Origin of the sequence: Pseudomonas sp. PS01297 (assembly GCF_029959305.1) — a bacterium.
In the GTDB taxonomy this organism is placed as follows: Bacteria; Pseudomonadota; Gammaproteobacteria; order Pseudomonadales; family Pseudomonadaceae; genus Aquipseudomonas; species Aquipseudomonas helleri.
In genome coordinates, this window is the sequence record NZ_JASCPQ010000010.1 from 47,387 (window position 1) to 67,112 (window position 19,726).

Here is a 19,726-nt window from a genome sequence, read left to right on the forward strand (position 1 = left end):
AGAGTGCTCAGCTAGAAAAATGAGTGAAGGAAGCGCTTAGTGTTTGCCAATTTGTTAATCATCCTCGCCTCGTCATTGGTGGTCATTGCCCTGTTTCGACGCCTGAAACTGCCACCGGTGCTGGGTTATTTGTGCGTTGGCCTGTTCATCGGCCCAACGGCGCTGAACTGGGTCAATAACAGCCCGGACCTGCCGGACCTCGCCGAGTTGGGGGTGGTGTTTTTGCTGTTCTCGCTGGGGCTGGAGTTCTCGCTGCCCAAAATGCTCAAGCTGCGCCGCGTGGTCTTTGGCCTCGGCAGCCTGCAAGTCATCTGTACCGCCGTGGTCCTGGGCGGCTTGCTGCTGGCCTTTGGCATGTCAGCCAGCAGCGCCTTTTTGCTGGGCGCAGGCCTGGCCCTGTCTTCCACGGCCATCGTCAGCAAAGAGCTGACCAGCCTGGGGGAAATTTTCAGCCCCCACGGCCAGAACGCGATTGGCGTGTTGCTGTTCCAGGACGTGGTGGCCGTATTGCTGCTGACGCTGGTACCGGTGTTTGCCGGCAGCAGCGAACAGGCCTGGTATTGGGCGCTGCCGATCACCTTGGGCAAGACCGTGATTCTGTTTGTCGGCCTACTCATCACCAGCCGCTTCGTACTGCCGCGCCTGTTTCATGAAGTGGCGGCCTCACGTTCTGCCGAACTGTTTGTGTTGCTGGCCCTGGTGATCGTGCTGGTCACGGCCTGGTTGACCCACTTGCTGGGGTTGTCCCCGGCGCTCGGCGCGTTCCTGGCGGGCATGTTGCTGGGTGAAAGCCACTACCGACACCAGATCGAAGCCGATATCCGGCCTTTTCGCGACATTCTGCTGGGGCTGTTTTTCGTCAGCATCGGCATGCTCATCGACCTGCAATTGTTCCTGCACCACGGCTTTTTGATTGTCGCCCTCACCTTGGCGCTGATGCTCATCAAAGGCGCAGTTGTGGCGACGCTGGTCAAGCTGCGCGGCAGCGACGGCGAGACCGCCTGGCGCAGCGGCCTGGCATTGGCCCAAGGCGGTGAGTTCTGTTTCGCGCTGATGGCGCAAATGCAGCTCAATGCGCTGATCCCGTCGCAATACGCCCCTTACTTGTTGGCCGCTACGTTCTGCTCGATGTTGCTCACCCCCCTGCTGCTGCGCGCCGCACCTCGCATCGCCGCCAGCTTGCACCACACCTCGAACGAAGAAGCCGAGCTGGAAAAAATCACCGAGCAAAGTGCCGAGTTGCAGGGGCATGTGGTGATCTGCGGCTTTGGCCGCGTCGGTCAGTCCATCGGGCGCTTCCTGCAACGTGAAAATCAGGACTTTATCGCCCTGGACTACGACCCGGATCAGATCCAGAAAGCCAACAAAACCGAAAGCACTGTGCATTACGGTGATGCCCGGCGTGGCGATTTGTTGCGGGCGGTGGGCCTTGATCGTGCCCGTTTGCTGGTGATTGCCGTGGACAACACCGAAATCGCCATGAGCGTGCTGAAAGAAGCCCGCCTCATCACCATCGCAGTGCCGATTCTGGTCAGAACCCGCGACGACAGCCGGCTTACCGAGCTCAAAGCCGCTGGCGCCACCGAAGTGGTGCCCGAATTGCTTGAATCCAGCTTGATGCTGGCCTCACACGCCCTGATATTGCTGGGGCTGCCCGAAAGAACCGTACGCCACCGCGTCGATGAAGTGCGGCATAACCGCTATCACTTGCTGGAAGGTTGTTTTGAGAGCAGCGAGCCACTGGACACACCGGGTTTTCCCCGCGACGACGAATGATTTAAGGTAAGGTTTGCTTCCGCTCGGGGTTAAGCCGTCTAGTCTGAGTGTTCCAGGGCAACAGCAGGTCAGCGCATTGATCTGATGTGAAGAAAAGTAGTGAACCTTCAGCGAATGCCTACACTCGAACCATCAAGAAGCCACACACGGAGTTAATCATGGCCCGCATAACAGCAAAGAATGCTCAAGAAATCCTCAAAGCCGATCTCCAGACGCTGGTCAACGACGCAGAACGCCTGCTGGAACACAGCGCTGCGCTGGCCGGTGATCAGGCCGATGAACTGCGCGACAAGATCAAGTTGAGCCTGGACAAGGCGCGTGCATCGCTGGAGGACACCAAAGAGTCCTTGCACGAACGCGGTGAAGCTGCGGTGACGGCTGCCGAAGACTATGTACAGAGCAACCCGTGGCAATCGGTCGGCATTGCTGCCGGGGTCGGCTTTTTGATTGGCCTGCTGGCCACCCGGCGCTGATATGACAAACGAAGAATCCGGCTCCCCTCGTTCCTCACCGCGGCGCCTGGGTGCCGCGTTTCTGGGTCTGCTGCACAGCCACGTCGAGTTGCTGGGCATCGAGCTGCAAGAACAGAAGGCACGGACCGTCAGCCTGTTGCTGTTCGCCGGGCTGGCACTGGTGTTCGGGTTGTTATTGCTGCTCGGCCTGTCGGCGCTGGTGCTGATCGTGCTCTGGGACAGTTATCGACTGCCCGGCATTATCGGGCTCTGCGTCTTTTACACCCTGGCAGCGGCGTTCTGTGGTTTGCGCCTTAAAGCGGCCGTGTTTGATGAGTCCTCTCCTTTCAACGCCACGCTCGAAGAGCTGGCCAAAGACCGGGAGCGTTTGTTGCCATGAGCCTGCCTGAAATGCCGCAAAACGCTTCGCGCCGTGACATGCGCAAAATGCTGATTCGCCTGCGCATGGAAATGCACCGCCAGGAGATTCGTCATGAGTCGCAACAATTGCTGGAGCCGTTGCACAAAATGCGCGGTGTCACCAGCAACTGGAAAGAACACCTGGGGATCAAGCACGCCCCGCTGTGGGGTGTGGCGGTGGTGACTCTGCTGGGTTTTTTGACCGGCAAAGGCACTAAAAGCAAAGGCGCCGGTGGCGTGTCCCGTTTAATCGGACTGACCACCGGGTTGTTGCCGTTGATCAAACTGGTGATTCAGGGTTCTTCGCGCAAGCCCTGACGCACAGCTCGCGATCTTTTGGTGTTCATGATCAAAAGATCGCGGGCATGCTCGCGGCTTAACTTAAGCGCCAAGCCTTGCACCAACCCGCCTGAAGCGAGAAGCTGCGGCATCAGTCATTTGATGGAGCGCTGCGCCTTGGATTGGCAAACCCTGCTTAACCGCGAACGTCTCGGAAAACCTCATTACAGCGCCGAAGAGCTCGGGCGCAGTCCCTTTCACAAGGATCACGACCGGATTATTTTTTCCGGCGCCTTTCGCAGGCTTGGGCGCAAAACCCAAGTGCACCCGGTCAGCAGCAACGACCACATTCACACCCGCCTTACCCATTCGCTGGAGGTCAGTTGCGTCGGCCGCTCGCTGGGCATGCGCGTGGGCGAAACCATTCGCAGCGCCCTGCCCGAATGGTGCGACCCCGCCGACCTGGGCATGGTGGTGCAATCGGCCTGCCTGGCTCACGACATCGGCAACCCGCCCTTCGGCCACTCCGGTGAAGATGCCATCCGCCATTGGTTCCAGCAGGCTGCGGCCAAGGGCTGGCTGGACGATATGAGCGAAGCCGAGCGCAATGACTTCTTGAACTTTGAAGGTAACGCCCAAGGGTTCAGGGTGCTGACACAGCTTGAATACCATCAGTTCGACGGTGGCACACGGCTAACCCATGCCACCCTCGGTACGTTCCTCAAGTACCCGTGGACCGCCCGGCATGCCGACTCTCTGGGGTACAAAAAGCACAAGTTCGGTTGCTATCAAAGCGAGCTGCATTTGCTCGAAGGGATTGCTCACAAGTTGGGCCTGCCGCAAATCGAAGAGCAACGCTGGGCGCGCCATCCGCTGGTGTACCTGATGGAGGCCGCTGACGACATCTGCTACGCCTTGATTGACCTTGAAGACGGCCTGGAGATGGACCTGCTGCAATACGCCGAGGTCGAGTCCCTGCTATTGAATCTGGTGGGCGATGATTTGCCCGAGACCTATCGCCAGCTCGGCCCGCAAGACTCTGAACGCCGCAAGCTGGCCATTTTGCGCGGCAAGGCCATTGAGCACCTGACCAACGCCGCCGCCCGCGCCTTTGTCGAACAGCAGGACGCCTTGCTCGCGGGTACGCTGCCCGGCGATCTGGTAGAGCACATGCACGGCACGGCCAAGCGCTGCGTGCTGGACGCCAAGAACATGGCGCGTAAAAAGATCTTCCAGGACAAGCGCAAAACCCTGCATGAAATCGGCGCTTACACCACGCTGGAAATCTTGTTAAACGCTTTTTGTGGCGCGGCACTGGAACAACATGGGCACAAAACCTTATCGTTCAAAAACCGTCGCATCCTCGATTTGCTCGGCCACAACGCCCCGGACCCGAGCTGGCCCTTGCATCGCTCGTTTATGCGCATCATCGACTTTATTGCCGGCATGACCGATAGCTATGCCACCGAAATGGCCAAGGAGATGACCGGCCGCTCGAGCCCTGTCTGAGCAAGGCATCACCTTGTGGCCGCTGCACAAGCAACGACCACAAGGTGATGACCACACACGTTGTAACCGTTTTTATTTTTTAAACACTACGTAGTTCAAGACCAAGAAAAATGTACGTGACCAAGTACTTAAATCCGGACAAAAAAGTCGCCACACAAAAACAGAAGTATATGTAGGAATAGTCCTAATTTTAATAAGACTCTATAAACACACTAACGGCAAAACAGCCATCAAACGATTCAGCACGATATTAAACCGCCGCCACTCCCCGAGCAATTCGTGAGTTCACGCCTTATTTAATGTAGGAATATTCCCATACTACGTTTGTAGGCTGATCGCTTCGTGTCTCAATCCATATATCTGAGCTAAGGTGCGCGCTTTCTATGCAGCTCTTTATGGGAATTCAATATGAACACGATTTTTATTGTCGACGATCATCCAGTAATCCGCTTGGCCATTCGTATGTTGTTAGAACATGAAGGTTATGAAATAGTCGGTGAAACCGACAATGGCGTAGATGCTATGCAAATGATTCGCGAATGTGTCCCTGACCTGATCATTCTCGATATCAGCATCCCCAAACTCGACGGACTGGAAGTACTGGCGCGCTTTAACGCCATGAACTCAACCCTCAAAACCCTGGTCTTGACGGCCCAGTCACCGGCGTTGTTTGCCATGCGCTGCATGCAATCGGGGGCAGCGGGATATGTGTGTAAACAAGAAGAACTCAGTGAACTTGTCAGTGCAATTAAGGCTGTATTCTCTGGCTACAATTACTTCCCAAGTCAAGCATTGACTCCTGAAAATATTGAAGGGCACAACTCTTCGGAGCTTGAGCTGTTCAAATTAGTCAACGACCGGGAACTGATGGTTCTCAAGCTCTTCGCCCAAGGCAAAACAAACAAGGAAATCGCCACGGGTATGTTTCTTAGCAATAAAACCGTGAGTACTTATAAAAAACGGCTCATGCAAAAACTTAAAGCCAATTCTTTGGTCGACCTCATTGAATTGGCTAAACGCAACGCCCTAGTGTGAGAAACAGGATGCCCATGCGGTTAACGTATTACCTTTATCTGCTCGCAGGACTGCTCCTGTGCGCACCCGTGTTTGCCGAGTTACCCAAACCCGAAAGCTTTCCCCTGCTCAGCCGCTCGGGCACCTATCACATGGAAGTCCCGCTGGATAAACAACAGCGTTACTGGTTACACGAAAAACGTGAATTACAGTTGGGGGCCTCCGCCCCCGATTACCCACCGTTTGACATGACCGTCAGCGGTCAGGATTTCGAAGGCCTGACCGCTGATTACGCAGGCATCCTCGCTAAAGCACTGAATGTATCGATCAAAGTCAAACGCTTCGCGTCTCGCGATGCAGCCATCCAGGCACTGGAAGACGGCAGCATCGACGTGCTGGGCACGTCGAATGGTTTTGAAGCGGCCAATCAAAACCTGCTGCTGTCAGCCCCCTATGCCATCGACCAGCCGGTACTGGTCACCCGTGAGGGGGAGACCCGCTCTCTCTCTGACGGCCTGGCGGGCCTGCGGCTGAGCATGGTCTACCACTATTTGCCACTGGATGAGGTCAAGGCGCTTTACCCCAACGCCATCATCCAGTCTTACCCCTCTACGCAAAACGCCATTAACTCGGTGGCGTTCGATCAGGCCGACGTGTTTTTGGGTGACACCATCTCTACCCATTACATGATCAACAAGGGCTATTTGAAGAACATCAAAATGGCCAATTTTGGCAAGCATGAAGCCCACGGCTTCAGCTTTGCCGTACGCCGCGACAATCCGCAATTGCTCGACATGATCAACGCCACCCTGCTGGCCGTGCCCAACAGCGAACGTGAAAGCATTGCCAAACGCTGGAGCGCAGGCAGCGACCTGCTGCTTACCGATCAAAAACTGCAACTCACTGAGCGCGAAGAGCGTTGGCTGGTCAAGCACCCGGTGGTCAAAGTGGCGGTCAATGAAACCTTGGCCCCCCTGACTTTTTTTGATGCCGACGGCAATTTCCGCGGCATTACCGCTGACCTCCTGGAAGTGGTGCGCCTGCGCACCGGGTTGCGCTTCGAAATCCAGCGCGAGCGCAGCCTCAGCACCATGATGCACATGGTTCAGCAACACGATACCGACATCATTTCGGCCATCAGCCCCTCCGCTTCGCGAGAAAGCGCATTGGCCTTCAGTCGTCCCTATCTCGAAAACTCATTTGTGTTGCTCAACCGCAAAGGTGCGGAGCAACCCACCAGCCTCGATCAACTGGCCGGCAAGCGTCTGGCATTGACCCACGGCAACCCGTTGACCGACTACCTAGTTGCCGAGTACCCGCAGATCACCCTGGTCGAGACCGATGACATCTACCAGGCCACTGAATTACTGGCCGAAGGCAAAGCTGATGGCGCCGTCAATACGCTGGTCATCGCCAACTACCTGCTCGCCTCGCAACTGTTCCAGGACCGCTTGCAGATCAGCACAACCCTGGGCACCCAACCGGCCATGTTCTCCCTCGCCACAGCCCGGGATGCCACCGAACTCGGCTCCATACTCAATAAAGCCCTGCTAAGCATTGGCCCCGACGAGTTGGGCGTAATCAACAGCCGCTGGCGCGGCTATGTACCGGCGTCCGACAGTTACTGGCGCAATTACCATCGCCTGATTTACCAGATCATTATTGGCACCAGCCTGCTGCTGTTGCTGTCATTGGTCTGGAATGCGTACATGCGCCGCCAGATCAATCAGCGAAAAAAAGCCGAGCGCGCGCTCAGCGACCAGTTTGAGTTCATGAGTGCGCTGGTCAATGGCACCCCGCACCCCATTTATGTGCGCGACCGCGCCGGTATTCTGCAAACCTGCAACGACAGCTATTTGCAGGCCTTCTCGGCCCGTCGCGAAGACGTGATCGGCAAAAACGTGATGCAGACCCAAAGCCTGCTCAACAATCAGCATGAAGCCCATGACTACGAGGCGGATTACCAGCGCGTAATGCGCGAAGGCACGCCGATGATCGTTGACCGACCGCTGCATATCGGTGGCAAGACGCAAACCATTTACCACTGGATCCTGCCGTATCGGGACTCCTTGGGCGAAGTCCAGGGCATTATCGGTGGCTGGATTGATATCAGCGACCGACGCCAATTGATGGATGAACTGCGCGCCGCCAAAGAACAGGCAGATGACGCCAACCGCGCCAAAAGCACCTTTCTGGCGACCATGAGTCATGAAATCCGCACACCGATGAACGCCGTCATCGGCATGCTTGAACTCACCTTGAAGCGCGCCGATCAGGGCTATCTGGAACGCCCCTCCATTGAGGTCGCCTACAACTCGGCCAAAGACTTGCTGGAGTTGATCGGCGACATCCTCGACATCGCCCGCATCGAGTCAGGGCGACTCAACCTGAGCACGGAGCGGGTGAACCTGCGCGAGCTGGCCAACTCGGTGGTCAGGGTGTTTGATGGCCTGGCCCGGCAAAAGAACCTCAGCCTGGTGCTGATCTTCGCCCCCGAAGACAATGCCCCCGATGTGCTGCTCGACCCCCTGCGCTTCAAGCAAATCATGACCAACCTGGTCAGCAATGCGATCAAGTTCACCGAGCGCGGCCAGGTCACGCTTGAACTGAAGATGCTGGCGACCGGCATTGCTGACGAGGTGGAGTTGCAGTTAAACGTCATCGATACCGGGATTGGCATCAGCACCTTCGATCAGGCCCGCTTGTTTGAACCCTTTGCCCAGGCAGAAAACTGCGGCCAATTGGCGCTCAGCGGTGCGGGGCTGGGCCTGGTGATTTGCCGCAGCCTGTGCCAGATGATGGGCGGCACTTTGAACTTGAACAGCCAGCCCGACATCGGTACGCAGATCCACATCAAACTCAACGTCAAGACCCTCGCACCGTGCGCCAAAACCGAGGCGCAAGAACCGGCCATTGCACCCGCCGTTCGGCAATTGAATGTGCTGGTGGTGGATGACCATCCGGCCAATCGCTTACTGATGTGCCAGCAATTGAGTTACCTGGGGCACCAGTTCACCACGGCGCATAATGGCGCAGCCGGGCTGGAACTGTGGACAGGCGGCGCTTTCGACCTGGTGATTGCCGACTGCAACATGCCCGTCATGAACGGCTACGACCTCACACGTGCTATTCGCCGCCACGAACACGCCGCACAGCACGTGCCTTGCACCATCCTGGGCTTTACCGCCAACGCGCAACCCGAAGAGCGCCAGCGCTGCCTTGAAGCGGGCATGAATGACTGCCTGTTCAAACCCATCAGCCTGACCTTGCTGAGCCAGCGATTAACCGCCCTTGAGCCACTGACCTGCGCAACGGACGTCTTCAACATTGATAATCTCTACGCGCTGTCCGGCCAGGATGACAAGCGAATAAAGCTGCTGCTCGAAGAGCTGTTGCGCACCAACCAGCAGGACCTCAGCACCCTGAGAAAACTGACTGTTGAGGACGGTCTGGAACCGTTTGCCGCCATTGCGCACCGGATCAAAGGCGCAGCACGTATCGTCGGAGCCGTGCAACTGATCAACCAGTGTGAACGTCTCGAACACGCCAGCCAGGCCACTCTCCAGGATTGCAGTCTGGGCGTACAACACGCCATGAGGACGCTTGAGCTGACATTGCTGCGCGAGCTGGCCCAGCGCGCCGCAGCCACCTGACTATTTGTTTGCACAAAACGGCCAATCCACAGGCAGATTGGCCACGGCTTACTATGCTTACAGGCATCAGCGCCCTGATGCCTGCGGAGACATGTCATGCCTTTTACCGTGCCCGCCCATCAGCGGCAGTTTCCGCTGCATATTCATATCAGCGTGGTGTTCACCTTACTGCTGCTCCTGATGGGCGTCGCACTGGGTGTTTTCAATTACCTGCAAAATACCCGCATCATCCTCGACAGCAGCCAGAAGCTGTTCGACCAGATCGAGCAAGACGTGCAGCTGGATCTGCTGAACACCTATCAGCCGCTGCGCAACACCTTGAACTTGCTGGCGCGCAACCCGGCGGTGCAGACCGATCAATTCGACGCGCGAATGGAACTGCTCCCCACCTTCGTCCAGGCACTGGATGACAACCCGGCGTTGTCAGCGTTGTACATGGGCGACAATCAGGGCAATTTTTTCCAGGTCCGCCCTTTGCGCACAGAGGCGATCAAAAATCGGCAAAAAGCCCCCGCACAGGCCACTTATGAGGTGTGGTCCGTGCAACGCTCGGGCAAAACCCAGGGCACCGAATCCACCAAGCTTTTTTATGACGAGTCGTTGACGTTGCTGGCACAGCGCACCGCCATTAATGACAGCTACGACCCGCGCAAGCGCAGTTGGTATATCCCAAGCCACGCCAGTATTGATCAATCCACTACCAGCCCGTACTTGTTTTTCTCGACCGGCGAAATCGGTACCACTCTGTCCAAGCGCAGTTCGGCCAAGACGGTGATCGCCGCCGACCTGACGCTGTCTGAGCTGTCCAGTACCCTCGCCAAACACTTGATCACCCCCAACACGCAAATCGTCCTGTTCGATGAGAGCGGTCAGGCGGTGGCGTACCCGGACGCCGCCAAGCTGTTAAGCGAAGAAAGCCCCACGCAATTGGCCAAAGTCACGTCACTCAATCCGGCCCTGGAGCGCTTGATCAACCAGGGCGTAGACGCCAGCCACCACCTTGATGACGGCCATCGCCAATGGATCGTGTCGTTGGCCAAGGTGCAGGATGGCGGCTCCAACGGGTTGCAATTAGCGCTCATGGTGCCGGAGGACGAGTTGCTGGCCGACGCTTATCGGCTGCGCTGGCAAGGCACGCTGGTGGCGTTGGCAATGTTGCTGCTGTGCTTGCCATTGGGCTGGATGACTTCGCGCTTGTTGGTCAAACCGCTGAAAGGTCTGGTGCAGGAAGCCAACGCGATTCGCAGCTTCGATTTCAATTACCCGCTGCAGCAGCAGTCCCCCGTGCTGGAGATCCATCAACTAGCCGTGTCGATGCGGCGCATGAAAGAAACCCTCGCCAGTTTCTTTGAGATCACCGCCAGCCTCTCGGCGCACACCCGTTTTGAGCCACTCCTGCAGTCGGTGATGGTTGAGATGATCAAGATTGGCCAGGCTCAGGCAGGCTTGATCTACCTGACTGAAAATGACAGTGCCGACCTGGAACTTAAAGGCCTGATCATTAATGACCAACCGTACGATCTCGGTACCCTGGCCCATGGCGTGATCAACCCGCAAAGCGATCAAGCCCCGCAATGGCTGCGCACCCTGAGCCAAGGTCAGGATAGCGTGGTGTGCACCCTGGACCTCGAACACGCGGGGGAACTGGCACCGGTGATGCACGAGCTCGACAGCCAAAACATCCATGTGATCGGTATTCGGCTGCATAACCGTCACCGCGAAACCGTGGGCGTACTGGCCTTGATCCTCAACAACAGCGACCCCCATGCCGAACAGGAGCCGCTCAGCGCAGAACGCATTGCCTTTATCAAAGCGGTGTCCGGGGCAGCGGCGGTGTCAATTGAGAGCCAGCGCCTGCAAGAGCGCCAAAAGCAGTTGCTCAATGCCTTTATTCAACTGGTGGCGGGGGCGATTGACGCCAAGAGCCCGTACACCGGCGGCCATTGCCAGCGGGTTCCGGAATTGACCTTTATGTTGGCCAAGGCCGCTGAACAGGACCAAAGCCCGCAGTTTGCCCACTACAACCCTACCGATGAAGAGTGGGAAGCCCTGCACATTGCCGCCTGGCTGCACGATTGCGGCAAAGTCACGACCCCAGAATACGTGGTCGACAAAGCCACCAAACTTGAAACCCTGTACGACCGCATACACGAAATTCGTACCCGATTTGAGGTGCTCAAGCGCGACGCGTGGATCAACTACTGGCAAGCACTGGCCAACGGCGGTGACGAGCCGCCGTTAGCACAACAGCGTGACGCCCGCCTGGCCGAGCTGGATGATGATTTTGCCTTTGTCGCCCGCAGCAATGTCGGCGGTGAAGCCATGGCCGAGGCCGATTTGCAGCGTTTGGACAGCATTGCCCGGCAAACCTGGACCCGCACTCTGGATGACCGGCTGGGCGTGTCATGGGAAGAAAACAAGCGCCAGGCGACCCGCGAAGAGCAGAGCTTGCCGGTGACCGAAAGGCTGCTGGCCGACAAGCCTGAGCATATGTTCACCCGCAATGAGTCAGAACTGATTGCCAGCGACAACCCGTGGGGCTTCAAGCTGGAGGTGCCGCAATACAAGTTCAATCGCGGCGAGCTCTATAACCTGAGCATCACCCGGGGCACGTTAACCGCTGAAGAGCGCTACATCATTAACAATCACATTGTGCAAACCATCCTCATGCTCAGCCGCCTGCCCTTCCCCAGCTATCTGGGCAACATTGCCGAGATTGCCGGTGGGCACCATGAACGGATGGATGGCAAGGGTTACCCCAAACGCTTGAACCGGGATGAGATGAGCCTGGCGGCACGGATGATGGCGATTGCCGATATTTTCGAGGCCCTGACAGCCTCGGACCGGCCTTACAAACGGGGCAAAACCTTGAGTGAGGCATTGAAGATCATGGCGGGCATGTGCCTGGACGGGCACATAGATCCGCCCTTGTTTGAGCTCTTTATGCGCGAGCAAGTGTTTATGCAGTACGCCCGCCGCTACCTTGAGCCGCAGCAAATCGACCCGGTCAATGTCGACGAACTGCTGCTCAAGGCGGGCGTCAGCTGACGGATGCTGCGTTGATCAGCAGTCGCTCAAACGCAAGAAAATCGCCGCCAGCGCTTCAATGCCCTGTTGATCCTGCTCGGTGAAGCGGCCAATGCTCGGGCTGTCCAGGTCCAGCACACCGATCAGGCGGCCGTCCTTGATCAACGGCACGACCAATTCGCTGTTCGAAGCGCTGTCACATGCGATATGCCCGGCGAATGCGTGCACATCTTCAACGCGCTGGGTCAGCCGGGTGGCCGCGGCGGTGCCACACACACCACGGCCAAACGGAATACGGACGCAGGCGATCTGCCCTTGGAACGGCCCGAGTACCAGTTCTTCGTTGCGGTTGAGGTAAAACCCGGCCCAGTTCAAGTCTTCAAGCTGGTTAAACAAAAACGCGGAAAACTGTGAGGCGTTGGCAATAAAGTCCCGCTCATCGGCCAGCAAAGACTCCAGTTGAGCCTTTAGCAGTGCGTAGCCGTCCAGGCCCTCGCCGGTGGCGTTTAAATCAATCATTCGTCTGCTCCAACAATTTCAAACCAACCCAGTAGCGCGCGAACTGATAAGCACAGCGGCCATTACGATTGCCGCGCCCGGTTGCCCAGCGCACGGCCAAAATATCCAGCGCCTGATCGCGTTGCCACTGCAGCCCGGCCTTGCTGGCCAGCACGTTGATCCAGTGTTCAACCACGCTCAGGTAATGTTCTTGAGTAAACGGATAAAACGACAGCCAGAGCCCGAAACGGTCAGACAGGGCAATCTTGTCTTCCACGGCTTCATTGGGGTGAAGTTCACCGTCGACGTTCTTCCAGTTCTCGTTGTCGCTCTCTTTTTCGGGCACCAGGTGCCGACGGTTCGACGTGGCGTACAGCAGAACGTTGTCCGGTGCCTGTTCCAGCGAGCCATCAAGCACGCTTTTCAGCACCCGGTAATCGCTCTCGCCCGACTCAAAAGACAAGTCATCGCAAAACAGCACAAAACGCTGGGGCAACCCTTGTAACCGCTCGACCACTCGCGGCAGGTCCGCCAGGTGATCACGCTCGATTTCAATCAGCCGCAACCCTGCGCCCGCATATTCAGCGAGCAAGGCGCGAATCAATGACGACTTGCCGGTCCCGCGTGAGCCCCACAGCAAGGCGTGGTTAGCCGGTAAACCATCAAGAAACTGTTTGGTGTTGCGCCCCAGTTGATCGAGTTGCTTGTCGACGCCGATCAAGTCAGTCAGGCGCATTTCCAGGCTGACGTCCAACGGCAGTAAATACCCCGTACGGCCATCACGCTGCCAGCGTGCAGCCAGGCAGCTATCCCATTCAATCGCCTGGCGAGTCGCTGGCAACAAAGGCTCAAGCCGGGCCAGAACGGCTTCGGCGCGCTCCAGAAAAGCACTCAGTTTAGGATCCATTTCATCTCCACAAACAGCTGCACAGTGATTGCGCATTGATACGCCAGACGCTGAACGTTCATTCGACGTGTAGGACGATTCGGGTAATTGAAAAAACCGCACGCCCACCAACAAGTTACCCCACACTTCGACTATTCTTGCGACCGGTAAGGGAATGGGAACAGGTGCAGCACCCAATGGACATAAAATTCACCCATCGTCTGTCTTTCAAGCAAGCAAGGCTGACAGTGCTGGTCGGGTTTGCTCTGGGGACGATGCTGAGCCTGGTGCAAATCGGTATCGATTATGCCAGTGAAAACGCTGCCATCAACCGGGAAATCCAATCCCTGCTGGACATCAGTCACAATCCGGCGTCGCGCATTGCCTACAACCTGGACACAGAACTCGCCCAAGAGCTGGCCATGGGGCTGCTGCGCTCGCCAGCCATCACCGGCGTGCAGATCAGTGATAACGACAAAAATACCCTCGCGCAGGTTCGTGACTCGCCTGAGGGCGGGCGTTATCGTGCCCTGAGCGATTTTTTGTTTGGTGACACCCGAAACTTCGACGACCGGCTGTATTTCAATCATTTACCCGAACAAAGCGTGGGTGAGTTGCACCTTGAGGTGGACACCTACCCCTTTGGTGCGCGCTTTTTGCAACGTGCCGAAGTCACCTTGCTCAGCGGTTTTGCCCGCAGCTTTCTACTGACCTTTATTCTGCTCGGTCTTTTTTACGTCATGCTGACCCGCCCGCTGGTGCGCGTCATTGGTGAACTGAGCAACACCAAGCCGGGCCACCCGAACCCCTCGCGCGTGCAATGCCCGCCGGGCCATAAAGATGACGAGATCGGGGTATTGGTCGATGCGACCAATCAGCAGTTTGATGCCGTCACCCGTGAAATAGAGCAGCGCCGCGCGGCCGAAAACCGCCTCACCGAATACCTCGCGCAACTGGAGAACATCGTCTCGGCGCGCACCCAGGAGCTGGAGGCCAGCAATATCCGCCTGAGCCACTCCAACGAAGAGCTGGAAGCCGCCCGCAGCACCGCCCTTGAAATGGCCCAGGCCCGGGCTGCGTTTCTGGCTAATATGAGCCACGAAATTCGCACCCCCTTGAACGGCCTGCTGGGCATGCTCGCCCTGAGCCTGGACGGACCGCTGAACGCCGAGCAGCATCAGCAACTGTCGATTGCCCACGACTCGGGCAAAGTGCTGGTCGAACTGCTCAATGACATCCTTGACCTGTCCAAATTCGACGCCGGCCAATTAGAGCTGGAACACATTGCATTCGACCTCAGCACGCTGATTGAAGACACCGCCAAGCTGCTCTCGCAGAACGCGGCGCCCAGCGTAGAACTGACGTGCCTGATCGACCCGGCCTTCCCGGTGCTGGTCATGGGTGACCCGACCCGCGTGCGGCAAATTGTCAGCAATTTGCTCTCCAACGCGCTCAAATTCACCCGCTTTGGTCGTGTCGACGTGCGCTTGAGCCGGCACGACGACCTGGTGCATATCGAGGTATGCGACACCGGTATCGGTATCGCCCAAGAAGCCCAAGCGCGTATTTTTCGCCCGTTCACCCAGGCGGGAGCCGGCATCACACGCCAGTTTGGCGGTACCGGCCTGGGGCTGGCCCTGACCCGCAGCCTGTGCGAAGCCATGCAGGGGCGGCTGACCATCAGTTCCGAGATCGGCTTTGGCAGCCAGTTCTGCGCCGAACTGCCCTTGCCCTGCCACACCCCGGCAATCCCCTTCAAACCGCTTAACGGGCGGGTCATTGCAGTGAGCGCTTCAAGCAGCGGCCTCAGCGAACTGCTCAGCAACTACCTGCCGCTGTGGGGGCTGGAGTATGAACGCTACTCACTGGGGCAATCCCTGGAGGGCGTCGACACAGAGTTGCTGATCACCGATTGCTCGGAATGCTTGTCCGAACTGCGCCCGGCCATCAGCGCGCCTATTTTGCTGGTCACCGCCTATGGCAACTTTATGCCCGGCGACCAAGTCAACGCCCTCGCCCCGCTGCAACAAAAGGCCCGCCCCCTGTCGCGCCTGGCGCTGTACCAGTCGGTGCAGCATTTGTTGCAAAAAGCAGGTGACGAAAGCCCCAGCCTCCCGGTCAGCAGCGACCCGGTGCTGCACCGCGCGCGGATACTTCTGGTCGAGGACAACCCGGTCAACCAATTGGTGGCCAAGGGCATGCTAAGCAAACTGGGATGCGAGGTGGTGATTGCCGCCCATGGTGGCGAAGCCTTGGGGCAACTGGAGCACAGCCACTTTGACCTGGTGCTAATGGACTGCAACATGCCAGTGATGGATGGCTACGAGACCAGCCGAAGGATTCGCCAGAGCGGCCGCTGGCCAGACCTGCCGATTGTGGCCCTGACCGCCAATGCCATGCCCGAAGAGCGCGAACGCTGCCGTGCGGCAGGAATGAACGACTACCTGGCAAAACCGTTTCGCCGCGAAGAACTCGCGGCGCTGCTGGAAAGCTGGGTGCCCGTGAAAGATCTGTAGGAGCAAGCTTGCCTCGCGATCTGTTGATCTTTAAAAGATCGCGAGACAAGCTCGCTCCAGAGGTTATTTCAGGAGTTTCTCAATATCGGCCTTGAGGGCGTTGGGCTTGGTGGCCGGGGCGTAGCGTTCGACTTTGCCGTCCGGGCCGATCAAAAACTTGGTGAAGTTCCATTTGATCGCTTCCGAACCCAATACCCCCGGTGCCCGCTTTTTCAGCTCGACGAACAACGGGTGCGCGTTGCTGCCATTGACCTCGACTTTTTTGAACAACGGGAAGGTCACACCAAAATTCAATTCGCAGAACTCTGAAATCTCCGCTTCATCCCCCGGCTCCTGCTGGCCGAACTGGTTGCACGGGAAGCCAAGAATCACCAGGCCCTGATCCTTGTATTGCTGCCACAACGCTTCTAGCCCTTTGTACTGCGGGGTGAAGCCGCATTTACTGGCGGTGTTGACCACCAGCACGGCCTTGCCCGAGTAGTCCGCCAGGGTCTTTTGCTCGCCGCTTAGGGTGGTACAAGGAATTGTGAGCAATGTATCAGTCATGACGGCACCTCAAGGAATGAGCGTTAAGCACGCGGAACCAAGTCCAGGCAGACCGAGTTGATGCAGTAGCGTAGCCCGGTCGGCGGCGGACCATCGGGGAATACGTGGCCCAAATGTGCATCACATTTGGCGCACACCACTTCGGTGCGGATCATGCCGTGGCTCACGTCGCGGATTTCTACCATCGCGCTTGCACCAATAGGCTCATAGAAGCTGGGCCAGCCGCAGCCCGATTCAAATTTGGCGCGCGAATCAAACAACGGTTCATTGCAGCAAATACAGTGATAAATGCCATCGGTTTTGGTGCCGTTGTATTTACCCGAAAACGGCCGCTCGGTGCCTTTAAGCCGGCACACGTTGTACTGCTCCGGATCGAGCATGGCCTTCCATTCGTCCAGGGTTTTGTTCAACTTTTCCATGGTTCTACCTCTGCAACTGAAAAACCCCGACCGGTGGCTTTTCCAGGGGGCGGGTGGCACGTATGATTGCGCCTCGTTATGCGCCAGTCTGGCACCCGCTCTGTAAGCATTCAAACGGATTCTTGAGGCCAAGCGGTGTTCGCCAACGCAGAATTTCCCAGTGCACAGGTGCTCACCTTGCCTGGATCGTTCATTTTCGGGATCCCATCGCCATGCAGGTCAGCAAATCAAACAAGCTCGCCAACGTCTGTTATGACATTCGCGGCCCAGTGCTCAAGCACGCCAAACGTCTGGAAGAGGAAGGCCAACGCATCCTCAAGCTGAATATCGGCAACCCGGCACCTTTTGGTTTTGAAGCGCCGGACGAAATCCTGCAGGACGTTATCCGCAACCTGCCAACCGCACAGGGCTACAGCGACTCCAAAGGCCTGTTCAGCGCGCGCAAGGCGGTGATGCAGTACTACCAGCAAAAGCAGGTCGAAGGTGTCGGCATTGAAGACATCTACCTGGGCAACGGCGTGTCCGAGCTGATCGTGATGTCGCTGCAAGCGCTGCTCAACAACGGCGATGAAGTGCTGGTGCCGGCGCCGGACTACCCGCTGTGGACCGCTGCCGTGACCCTGGCCGGTGGCCACCCGGTGCACTACCTGTGCGACGAGCAAGCCAACTGGTGGCCAGACCTTGAAGACATCAAGGCCAAGATCACCCCGAACACCAAAGCCATGGTGATCATCAACCCGAACAACCCGACGGGCGCGGTGTACTCCAAGGAAGTGTTGCTGGGCATGCTCGAACTGGCACGCCAACACAACCTGGTGGTGTTCTCGGACGAGATCTACGACAAGATCCTCTACGATGACGCCGTGCACATTTGCACCGCTTCGCTAGCACCTGACGTGCTCTGCCTGACCTTCAACGGTTTGTCCAAATCGTACCGGGTGGCAGGCTTCCGCTCTGGCTGGATCGCGATCTCCGGCCCCAAGCAAAACGCCCAGAGCTACATCGAAGGCATCGACATGCTGGCCAACATGCGCCTGTGTGCCAACGTGCCCAGCCAGCACGCCATTCAGACCGCACTCGGCGGCTACCAGAGCATCAACGATCTGGTGCTGCCCAACGGGCGACTGCTGGAGCAGCGCAACCGCACCTGGGAACTGCTTAACGACATTCCTGGCGTCAGTTGCGTAAAACCCATGGGCGCGCTGTATGCTTTCCCACGCATTGACCCGAAAGTCTGCCCGATCCTCAACGACGAAAAATTCGTTCTGGACTTGCTGCTCTCGGAAAAACTGCTGGTGGTCCAGGGTACCGCGTTCAACTGGCCTTGGCCGGACCACTTCCGTGTGGTGACCCTGCCACGCGTTGACGAACTGGACATGGCCATCGGTCGAATCGGTAACTTTCTGAAGACCTACCGTCAGTAATTTCCGAACATGCTGTGCGACAAATGAAAAGTCGCACAGCATGTGTCCACTGAAAGAATCTTCATTTGTTAGCTTTCCCGAATTTTCCTGCACACCCGAAAAACCTAAAACCTGGCAAGGCCTTTAATTTATTGGCTTTGAGCCTGACTTTTACCTGAATAAAGGGTCCATTCATATTAGGAAATATCTGGCGCCGCGCTCAATTCGACCTGTAGGACACAGTTTGAAATAGTCACTTGGTTGAATAGCCTGAGGCAGCACCTTATATACCCGCATGCGGCAACACCCTTAAGACGAGGAGATTCTTACAACCATGATGCGCATTCTGCTGTTTTTGGCCACTAACCTGGCGGTCGTGCTGATTGCCAGCATCACCCTGAGCCTGTTCGGCTTTAACGGGTTCATGGCGGCCAACGGGGTTGATCTGAACCTCAATCAGCTGTTGGTGTTCTGTGCGGTCTTTGGTTTTGCAGGGTCTTTGTTCTCGCTGTTCATTTCCAAATGGATGGCGAAAATGAGCACCAGCACCCAGGTGATCACTCAACCTCGTACACGCCACGAACAATGGCTGATGCAAACCGTTGAACAACTGTCCCGCGAAGCCGGGATCAAAATGCCTGAAGTGGGGATTTTCCCGGCTTACGAGGCCAACGCGTTTGCCACCGGCTGGAATAAAAATGATGCTCTGGTTGCGGTTAGCCAGGGCTTGCTTGAGCGTTTTTCGCCCGATGAAGTGAAAGCCGTACTGGCTCACGAAATCGGCCACGTCGCCAATGGCGACATGGTGACCCTGGCCTTGGTGCAAGGCGTGGTGAACACCTTTGTGATGTTCTTTGCCCGCATCATCGGCAATTTCGTCGATAAAGTGATCTTCAAGAACGATGAAGGCCGTGGCATTGCCTACTATGTCGCGACCATTTTCGCGGAGCTGGTACTGGGCTTCCTGGCCAGCGCCATCGTGATGTGGTTCTCGCGCCGACGCGAGTTCCGGGCTGACGAAGCCGGTGCTCACCTGGCCGGGACTGGCGCCATGATCAGCGCCCTGCAGCGCCTGCGCTCCGAGCAAGGCCTGCCGGTGCACATGCCGGACACCTTGTCTGCCTTTGGTATCAATGGCGGCTTGAAGCAAGGCCTGGCGCGGATGTTCATGAGCCATCCGCCTCTGGAAGAACGTATCGACGCACTGCGTCGTCGCGGCTAACCGCTACGGGCTTACTCAAAAGGGCGACTTCGGTCGCCCTTTTTTGTGCCTTTCGGCGGTATTGCCGACACGCCTGCATTGGGTCGCAGAACCAACCTTTAAATTC

At 57.3% G+C, this 19,726-nt stretch carries 15 protein-coding genes; 11 read left to right on the forward strand and 4 right to left on the reverse strand.

What is annotated here, in order from left to right:
• Nucleotides 1-39 precede the first annotated feature (39 nt).
• The 8 genes from QMX84_RS05710 (at nucleotide 40) to QMX84_RS05745 (ending at nucleotide 12,151) form a co-directional block, all read left to right on the forward strand.
• On the forward strand, nucleotides 40-1,776 hold the full coding sequence (locus QMX84_RS05710) for a monovalent cation:proton antiporter-2 (CPA2) family protein (protein WP_282363378.1): 1,737 nt from the start codon (nucleotides 40-42) through the stop codon (nucleotides 1,774-1,776).
• Nucleotides 1,777-1,934: 158 nt separating this feature from the next.
• A complete protein-coding gene (locus tag QMX84_RS05715; RefSeq protein ID WP_048368728.1) occupies nucleotides 1,935-2,249 on the forward strand; it encodes a DUF883 family protein in 315 nt (104 codons plus the stop codon).
• A 1-nt stretch (nucleotide 2,250) separates the two neighbouring features.
• A complete protein-coding gene (locus QMX84_RS05720; RefSeq protein ID WP_048368729.1) occupies nucleotides 2,251-2,628 on the forward strand; it encodes a phage holin family protein in 378 nt (125 codons plus the stop codon).
• Nucleotides 2,625-2,966, forward strand: coding sequence for a hypothetical protein (locus tag QMX84_RS05725; RefSeq protein ID WP_262126472.1), 342 nt, complete (start codon nucleotides 2,625-2,627; stop codon nucleotides 2,964-2,966). The genes QMX84_RS05720 and QMX84_RS05725 overlap by 4 nt, the downstream gene beginning before the upstream one ends.
• 138 nt (nucleotides 2,967-3,104) lie before the next feature.
• Nucleotides 3,105-4,436 (forward strand): deoxyguanosinetriphosphate triphosphohydrolase, encoded by a 1,332-nt coding sequence (locus tag QMX84_RS05730; protein WP_282363379.1) that lies wholly within the window; start codon nucleotides 3,105-3,107, stop codon nucleotides 4,434-4,436.
• A 408-nt stretch (nucleotides 4,437-4,844) separates the two neighbouring features.
• Nucleotides 4,845-5,471: a response regulator transcription factor gene (locus QMX84_RS05735; protein ID WP_048368731.1), complete on the forward strand. Its 627-nt coding sequence runs from the start codon at nucleotides 4,845-4,847 to the stop codon at nucleotides 5,469-5,471.
• A gap of 8 nt (nucleotides 5,472-5,479) precedes the next feature.
• Entirely contained in the window at nucleotides 5,480-9,103 is a 3,624-nt protein-coding gene (locus QMX84_RS05740; protein WP_278939688.1) for a transporter substrate-binding domain-containing protein, read from the forward strand.
• Nucleotides 9,104-9,199: 96 nt separating this feature from the next.
• Nucleotides 9,200-12,151: an HD domain-containing phosphohydrolase gene (locus QMX84_RS05745; RefSeq protein ID WP_282363381.1), complete on the forward strand. Its 2,952-nt coding sequence runs from the start codon at nucleotides 9,200-9,202 to the stop codon at nucleotides 12,149-12,151.
• Nucleotides 12,152-12,166: 15 nt separating this feature from the next.
• Here QMX84_RS05745 and QMX84_RS05750 read toward each other — a convergent pair whose 3' ends face one another.
• On the reverse strand, nucleotides 12,167-12,649 hold the full coding sequence (locus QMX84_RS05750; RefSeq protein WP_048368734.1) for a GAF domain-containing protein: 483 nt from the start codon (nucleotides 12,647-12,649) through the stop codon (nucleotides 12,167-12,169).
• On the reverse strand, nucleotides 12,642-13,535 hold the full coding sequence (locus tag QMX84_RS05755; protein WP_282363382.1) for an ATP-binding protein: 894 nt from the start codon (nucleotides 13,533-13,535) through the stop codon (nucleotides 12,642-12,644). Before QMX84_RS05755 ends, QMX84_RS05750 begins: the two co-directional genes overlap by 8 nt.
• 176 nt (nucleotides 13,536-13,711) lie before the next feature.
• Here QMX84_RS05755 and QMX84_RS05760 point away from each other — a divergent pair, with 176 nt between their 5' ends.
• On the forward strand, nucleotides 13,712-16,030 hold the full coding sequence (locus QMX84_RS05760; protein ID WP_282363383.1) for a response regulator: 2,319 nt from the start codon (nucleotides 13,712-13,714) through the stop codon (nucleotides 16,028-16,030).
• Between the two features lie 63 nt (nucleotides 16,031-16,093).
• On the opposite strand, the gene QMX84_RS05765 is transcribed toward QMX84_RS05760, so the two are convergent.
• Nucleotides 16,094-16,576: a glutathione peroxidase gene (locus QMX84_RS05765; protein WP_282363384.1), complete on the reverse strand. Its 483-nt coding sequence runs from the start codon at nucleotides 16,574-16,576 to the stop codon at nucleotides 16,094-16,096.
• 23 nt (nucleotides 16,577-16,599) lie between these two features.
• The gene (gene msrB, locus QMX84_RS05770) at nucleotides 16,600-16,995 is read right to left on the reverse strand and encodes a peptide-methionine (R)-S-oxide reductase MsrB (protein WP_282363385.1); all 396 of its coding nucleotides are present in this window, start codon (nucleotides 16,993-16,995) and stop codon (nucleotides 16,600-16,602) included.
• A gap of 212 nt (nucleotides 16,996-17,207) precedes the next feature.
• Here msrB and QMX84_RS05775 point away from each other — a divergent pair, with 212 nt between their 5' ends.
• Nucleotides 17,208-18,419, forward strand: coding sequence for a pyridoxal phosphate-dependent aminotransferase (locus tag QMX84_RS05775; protein WP_048368739.1), 1,212 nt, complete (start codon nucleotides 17,208-17,210; stop codon nucleotides 18,417-18,419).
• A gap of 313 nt (nucleotides 18,420-18,732) precedes the next feature.
• Complete coding sequence (gene htpX, locus QMX84_RS05780) at nucleotides 18,733-19,620, forward strand: protease HtpX (protein WP_048391298.1); 888 nt, start codon at nucleotides 18,733-18,735, stop codon at nucleotides 19,618-19,620.
• Nucleotides 19,621-19,726 lie beyond the last annotated feature (106 nt).